Origin of the sequence: Kitasatospora phosalacinea, from assembly GCF_000717185.1 — a bacterium.
Classification (GTDB): domain Bacteria; phylum Actinomycetota; class Actinomycetes; order Streptomycetales; family Streptomycetaceae; genus Kitasatospora; species Kitasatospora phosalacinea_A.
This window is the reverse complement of the sequence record NZ_JNYE01000019.1, coordinates 102,901-109,472: the sequence shown is the minus strand read 5'-3', so window position 1 is coordinate 109,472 and position 6,572 is coordinate 102,901. Positions and strand designations below refer to the sequence as shown.

Annotated in this window: 8 protein-coding genes; 6 read left to right on the top strand and 2 right to left on the bottom strand. The window is 75.0% G+C overall.

Features of this window, described 5'->3' with window-relative positions:
• Positions 1-108: 108 nt before the first annotated feature.
• From OO57_RS11080 to OO57_RS11065, 4 genes are all read left to right on the top strand, one after another.
• A complete protein-coding gene (locus OO57_RS11080) occupies positions 109-510 on the top strand; it encodes a pyridoxamine 5'-phosphate oxidase family protein (protein WP_033252168.1) in 402 nt (133 codons plus the stop codon).
• Between the two features lie 125 nt (positions 511-635).
• Positions 636-1,376 (top strand): hypothetical protein, encoded by a 741-nt coding sequence (locus tag OO57_RS11075; RefSeq protein WP_158715086.1) that lies wholly within the window; start codon positions 636-638, stop codon positions 1,374-1,376.
• Positions 1,373-1,723 carry a winged helix-turn-helix domain-containing protein gene (locus OO57_RS11070; protein ID WP_033252166.1) on the top strand — a complete coding sequence of 117 codons (351 nt, stop codon included), beginning with the start codon at positions 1,373-1,375 and terminating at the stop codon, positions 1,721-1,723. The genes OO57_RS11075 and OO57_RS11070 overlap by 4 nt, the downstream gene beginning before the upstream one ends.
• A gap of 216 nt (positions 1,724-1,939) precedes the next feature.
• Entirely contained in the window at positions 1,940-2,131 is a 192-nt protein-coding gene (locus tag OO57_RS11065) for a hypothetical protein (RefSeq protein WP_033252165.1), read from the top strand.
• Here OO57_RS11065 and OO57_RS11060 read toward each other — a convergent pair.
• Together OO57_RS11060 and OO57_RS11055 are read right to left on the bottom strand one after the other, a co-directional pair.
• Positions 2,115-2,891, bottom strand: a complete 777-nt coding sequence (locus OO57_RS11060) for a methyltransferase domain-containing protein (protein ID WP_033252164.1) — start codon at positions 2,889-2,891, stop codon at positions 2,115-2,117. The two genes, OO57_RS11065 and OO57_RS11060, sit on opposite strands and share 17 nt — an antisense overlap.
• Positions 2,892-3,060: 169 nt before the next feature.
• Positions 3,061-4,686 carry an ADP-ribosyltransferase domain-containing protein gene (locus tag OO57_RS11055; protein WP_033252163.1) on the bottom strand — a complete coding sequence of 542 codons (1,626 nt, stop codon included), beginning with the start codon at positions 4,684-4,686 and terminating at the stop codon, positions 3,061-3,063.
• 140 nt (positions 4,687-4,826) lie between these two features.
• Here OO57_RS11055 and OO57_RS46735 point away from each other — a divergent pair, with 140 nt between their 5' ends.
• Complete coding sequence (locus tag OO57_RS46735) at positions 4,827-5,510, top strand: macro domain-containing protein (RefSeq protein WP_033252162.1); 684 nt, start codon at positions 4,827-4,829, stop codon at positions 5,508-5,510.
• 396 nt (positions 5,511-5,906) lie between these two features.
• Positions 5,907-6,539: a hypothetical protein gene (locus OO57_RS11045; RefSeq protein ID WP_033252161.1), complete on the top strand. Its 633-nt coding sequence runs from the start codon at positions 5,907-5,909 to the stop codon at positions 6,537-6,539.
• Positions 6,540-6,572 lie beyond the last annotated feature (33 nt).

The following is a 6,572-nucleotide window of genomic DNA, read 5'->3' as shown; positions in this document are numbered from 1 at the left end:
CCGCGAGCTGCAGCTGGTCCTCGCCACCTGGGCAGGACACTGCCCGACCTGCCACCGCGACATACCCGCACTCAGGCGAACCTGACCAAGCCCTACTAGCATGCGGACATGGCACACGACCTCCACGACCTCGACCCGGCCTACCTCGCCTTCTGGCGCGAGTACCAGCTGTGCACCCTCACCACGCTGCGCCCCGACGGCACCCCGCACGTCGTCCCGGTCGGCGCGACCTTCGACCCGGCCACCCGCACCGCCCGGGTGATCAGCAGCCGGGAGAGCCGCAAGGTCCGCAACGTCCTCGCCGCGGGCGAAGCCGGACAGCGGGTCGCCCTCTGCCAGGTCGACCGGGCCCGCTGGGCGACCCTGGAGGGCCGGGCCGTGATCCGCCAGGACGCCGCCTCCGTCGCCGACGCCGAACGCCGCTACGCCGAGCGCTACCGCCAGCCCCGGGAGAACCCCGAGCGGGTGGTGATCGAGATCGCCGTCGACCGCGCCCTCGGCCGCGCCTGACGGCCCCACCGCGGTTCCCAGGGGCGGGTGCCACCGGTACCCGCCCCTTTCGCGCGCCCGCCCTCCTCCGTCCCTTTCCCCTCCGCTCTCTTGTGGCAACAGCTCTGTGATGCAAAGCTGACTGCATGACAGACGCCTCGGTGCCGCTGCCCGGCACCCCCCGTGAAGTCCTGTCCGGCCTCGGCGAGTTGACCCGGCGGGTGCGGGCCGTCCAGCGCGACTCCTGGATCCCGCTGCTGCTGTTCGGCCTGGTCACCCTGGGCGGAGTCCTGGTCGGCCGACTGACCTTCCACCAGGAGACCGTCCCCTGCCCCGGCGGCCCGGCCGCCCCCGGCGACACCTGCACCCTGATGCGGCAGGGCTCCGCCGCCTACTGGACGGCCGGCCTGCTCGCCGCGTACGCCGCCACCGCCTGGTGGTACCTGCACCGCTCCCGCCGCCGCGGCGTCGGCACCCCCGTGCGCCCGTACGTGCTCGCCGGGGCCGCGGCCGTCGCCGCCCTCGCCGTCACCACCTGGTGGGGCGCCTCCCAGCCCGCACCCGGCGCCGACCTCGACCTCTGGGGCCTGCACCTGGCCGCCGACGCCCGGGCCACCCTGCTGGTCCAGCAGTTCCTCGGCGGGGCCGCCGCGATCGGCGTCCCGCTGCTGGTGCTCGCCCGGATCGACCGCAGCCGCGCCCTGGCCCTGTTCGCCCTCGGCTACCTGCTGATCGAACTGACCCCCGTCACCTTCGGCTGGTGGGGCGCGGCCGCGGGCCCCTGGTCCGCCCTGAGCCGCCACGGCGTCCCCGCCCTCTACCTGCTCACCGGCGCCCTCCTCTTCGCCCTCGCCAACCGCCGCGCCCGCCCGCGGGCCGCCGCATGACGCCTGCCGAAGCCGCAGAGGGTGCCGACGCCGGACAGCACCCCGCCAAGGCCCTCGACGACACCGTCCACCAGCGCATCCGCCTCGGCATCCTCACCGTCGCCCACCAGGCCCGGCGCGCCGAGTTCGGCTTCCTGCGCACCACCCTCGACCTGACCGCCGGAAACCTCGGCCAGCACCTCACCGTCCTGGAGAAGGCCGGCCTGGTCGCCGTCGAGAAGGGCTACGAGGGCCGCCGCCCCCGCACCTGGATCACCCTCACCCCGGCCGGTGAGCGCGCCCTGCGCGAGGAGGTCGCCCAACTCAAGCGCCTGATCCACCAGATCGAGACCGCCGACGGCGCCTGACGCCCCGCCCCGCCCCGGCTCCCGCCCCGCCCCGGCTCCCGGCCCGGCTCCCGCCCCGGCTCAGTTCCCGGGCCGGGAGCCGGCCAGCAGCGCGCCGAGTGCGGCGGCCCCCTCCAGCAGGGCCAGCGAGCGGGCGGTCAGCCCTTCGCCCCGCCCCGGCCGTCCCGCCCCGACCGCCGGGGGGGGGCGTCCGGCGGCACCGGGAGCCTCTGGGGCATGGGCGGTGCCACCCTCGGCTCCTGGACGTACGCCTTCGCCACCGCCGACGGCACCCGCCGGCCCACCGTCAACACCAACGGCGACCGGACCGACCCGGGCAGCGGCTGGGACGACCCGCTCGGCGTCTTCACCGACCTGCTCGCCCTCGCCCTCGCCCCCGCGGGGCCGGGGCTCAGGCCCGGGCCGTGACCACGTGGAAGGTGACGGCGGCCAGGAAGTGCCCGGTCGCCAGGTGGGTCAGCCAGCGGTCCGCGTCCTCGGCGGTGAAGTAACCCGCGGCCACCGCGCGCCGGGTGACCCGTTGCAGGCCCAGCACCTGGTCGGCGGTGGAGACCTCGCGGAAGACCGGGGTGAGCGGCCGCACGTCCAGCACGTCGAGCCCGGCCCCGGCGGCCAGCCGGGGGAGCTGGCTGCCGATCCGGGCGTTGCGCACCGCCTGGTCGGTGACGTACCGGGTGTACGCGGCGGTCAGCGCCGCGTCCGGGTGGTCGACGGTCAGCGTCCCCCAGTCCGGCTCGCCCAGCACCAGCAGCCCGCCCGGCCGCAGCACCCGGCGGGCCTCGTGCAGTGCCAGCGCCGGATCGGCCACGTGCTGCAGCACCCGGTCGGTGCGGGCCCGGTCGCAACTCCCGTCCGCCAGCGGCAGTTCGTGCAGGTCGCCCAGCCGGACGTCGACCTGCAGCAGGTGGGCCGTCCGCTCGGCGGCGGTGTCCACCGCCTCCCGGTCGTGGTCCACGCCCAGCACGGTGCCCTCCGGCCCGGCCGCCTCGGCCAGCGCGGACAGGTCGGTGCCGGGCCCGCAGCCCAGGTCGACCACCGTCTGCCCCCGTTCGACCGCCAGCGCCGCCAGCATCGCCGACTTGTACTCCCGGCCCAGTTCGGAGACGGCCAGCCGGTCCAGGTAGGCGATCGGATCGGGCGGCACGGACTCGAACACACGGGAGGTCATGACGCGCAGTCAATCAAACCCGCCCCCGTCAGGGAAGATCCCGGCACCTGCCGGGGGCCGCGGCAAGGGGCGTACGCCGGAACGGGGGGCGCACCCCCGCCCCGGCCGGACGCCGGAAACCCCGGCCGGACGTCGCGAGACCCCGGCCGGACGTCGCGAGACCCCCGGTTCAGGACACCAGCGGCCCGTCCGCCGACTCGGTGAGCGTCACCGTGCACAGCCCGCCGCGCTCCGCGACCACGTCCGTGACGGTCAACTGGGTGCCGGGCAGCAGGATGTACTCCTCCTCCTCGGTGAACGCCGAGAACTGCCGGATCCCCACCGCCCGGGCCGGGCGCACCTCGAACAGCGTCCGCCGGCCCCGGCTGCCGAGGAAGGAGCGGGCCACCGCCGGGCGCGAGGTGCACGAGGAGACGCCCCACCAGGTCACCGTCCGCCCCAGCGGGTACTGCGCCCGCAGGTCCAGCGCCACGCCCCGCCACAGCGGCTCCGGGCGCACCGGCAGGCGGCCGACCGCGTCGAACAGCAGCCGCAGGTACGGCAGGTACGGGGCCAGCCGGGCCCGGTCCGGGTGGCGCAGCGCCGCGTTCAGCTCGCGGTAGAACGCCGACTCGCAGGTGTACAGGTGCAGCGCCGCGACCGCCTCCGCGTCCAGCCCGCCCGCGGTGGCGCCCGCCGCGGCGTCCGCGTGCCGCTTGCCGAACTCGTGCGCCGAGCCGACGTGCCGCTCCAGCCCGCGCAGCAGCGCCGCGACCGGCTCCACCGCCTCCCGGAAGCCCAACCGCTCCAGGTCGAACACGCCGGTGACGGGCGGCAGTTCGAGGCCCTCGTCCTTCACCGAGGCGAGCCGCTCCAGGTACAGCTGGTGCAGCTCCATGGTGGAGGCGATGAACGCGCCCATCCGGGAGGCCGTCCCCTCGTCGGCGCGGCCCTCGGCGGCGGCCGCGGCCTGCCAGCCCGCGCCGGGCAGCCAGTCCACCGGGTCCGCGCCCAGGCCCTCCAGCGCCGCGTTGACCTGCGCGAAGTGCTCGCCGTCGCAGAAGACGTCGCCCTGCGCCGCCGGGTTCGGGTGGTCGATGTGCCGCACCTGCACGTCCGGGTAGCGCCGCGCGATCCACTCCACCGACTGCTTCAGCGCCCGCGCGTGCGTCCCCCACCAGGCGAACACCACCCCGCGGTCCTCCTCCGGACCCTCCTGCTTGGCCCGCAGGACCTCCTCCACGATCTTCTCCGCCACGGGCTTCCAGAACTTGGTGTGCACCGCGGGGGAGGTCGACCCGTCACTGCTCGCCGTCAGCGCCGCGTTCAGCAGCAGCACGCCCTGGGTCAGCATCGCCTGGAACCACTCCGGCGGCTGCACGGTGCCGTGCTGCGCCAGCAGCGCCCGCAGGTCGGCGATCGGCGTCTTCTTCGGGATGCCGTACTTCCACATCGCCGCGGCCTTGATGATGCAGCGGATGCTCACCACCCGGCCGAACTGGCTGTCCTTCCAGTCCTGGAAGGTGTTGTCGAACATCGCGATGCCGGTCGCGCTCTCCGGCCGCGGGTACGGGTTCTGCCCGAACACCACGACCTTCCACTTGCCCGGCGGGTTCGGCTTCAGCGCCTGGAACGTCAACTCCCGCACCGGCACCACGTCCTGAGGACGGTTCGGCCCGATGAACGAGGCCGCGTCCCGATGCAGCTCGATCGACCGCTTCAGCACCGGGAACCACTCCTCGCCACCGCCCTTGAACAGCTCGGCGAGCCCCAGCGGGTCGTTCGGGTCGGCGGCGGACGGGGTGGGTTCGGACATGGCGGTCTCCAACCGGGAGGCGGTGCGATCGAAGATCACGCTAGGCCCCGCCGCCGACAGGCCGCCGACCCGGAGCTGTCAGTGCCCGCCGGTAGCGTCGGAACCGACAACGAGCCACCGGCCGAACGGAGTTCACCCGCATGACCGTCAAGCACGCCCCCGAGCCGCTGCGCGTGGTCCTTACCGACCTCAACACCGACGTGGTGGCCGCCTGGCGCACCGCGTTCGCCGGCACCCCGGGCGTGGAGATCCGCACCGGCTCGATCCTGGACGTGGACGTCGACGCCTGGGTCACGCCCACCAACTCCCGCGGACGGATGGACGGCGGCCTCGACGCCGTGATCAAGCGGCACCTCGGCGCGGGCATCCAGCTGCGCGTCCAGCGCGCCATCCGCGACGGCCACGGCGGCGAGCTCAAGGTCGGCGGCGCCGTCTGCGTGCCCTCCGGCGCGGCCGTGCCCCGCTTCCTGATCTCCACCCCCACCATGCGCACCTCCGCGCAGGACGTCAGCCAGACGCTGAACGTCGCCCTCGCCTGCGCCGCCGCCTTCCAGGCCGTCCACCGGCAGAACGCCGCCACCCCCGGCAGCATCGCCTCCGTCGCCCTGGTCGGCCTCGGCGCCCAGACCGGCCAGGTCCCGCCCCAGGTCTGCGCCAACCTGATGTGGACCGGCCACTCCCTGTTCGAGGACCACGAGTTCACCGACGAGGACGACCTGCGCGCCACCGTCACCAGCCAACTCGACGACCTCCTCGCCGCCCCCGCCGACCGCCCCCACCGCCTCACCGTCCCCACCACGGCCCGCGGCACCCGCCACCGCTAACCCCTCCCGGGGGGCACCCCTGCACACAACGCACAGCGCTCCCCCCCGCCACGCATCCGCGCCGGGCCCGGGTCAGGGGGTTGGGGTTCTCCGCGGGCGGGGTCCGGTTCCCGCTGCGCGCAGCGCTTCGCGTCCGCTCTCCGCCCTGCTCCGCTTCGCCGCGCGCCGTGTGTTCGTGCCGGGCCTTGGGGCTGGAACTCCCTTCGGGTGGCAGCCCGTTCCTGCCGCGCGCAGCGCGTCCGTTTCGGGTGGTTCGGGCCCGGGGCTGGAGTTCTCCGCGGGCGGGAACCCGTTCCCGCTGCGCGCAGTGCCTTGCGTTCGTGTCGGATCCCGGTCCGAAGGTTGGAACTCCCCCCGGGCGGAAATCCTCAGCTGAGGGGGAGTCAGGGGGCGGGCATGGGTGTGTGGCAGACCGTCGGGCTGGTGGTCATCCCGGTGCTGGCCGGCTGGTCCGCGTTGCGGATCGTCGCGCGGCAGGGCGCCCGCGCGTTGGACTACCTCTCCGCGCTGTTCTGGTCGGGCGTCGCCGTCGGCCTGGGCCTCGGTGACGGCCCCGGCTGGCTGCTGGCCGCGGGTTGCGTGACCGCCGTCGCCACGGTGCTGGCGCACCTGGTGGTGGTGGCCGCCCGCCGGATGAACCAGCCGCTGGTCGCCGTCGACCCGGAGGCGTTCCGGGCCCGCCTGCTGGCGGCCTGCACCGCGGACGGCCCCCCGGAGGCCCTGCTGACCGGGGTCGGTCCGGACGGCACCGTCACCGTCTGGGGCCTGGAGGCGGTCGGGATCGGCCGCGAACGCCACCACCTCGGCGGGGCCTGCGGCAGCTGCCTGCTGGAGGAGTTCGTCACCGGGCTCGCCGTCAACGGCGAGGAGGCCGTCGAGCAGTACCGCGCCCAACTGTGCCGCCGCGCCAACCAGTTGTTCCTGCTGCGGCGCGGCGTCATCTCCGGCGACTGGACGGCCGAACTGCGCCCCGTCCAGGGCTTCAAGGCCCCGTACGAGTACGCCCCCTGCCGGGTGCACCGCCACTGACGCCCTGCCAGTTCATGTCAACTCGCGCCGTCA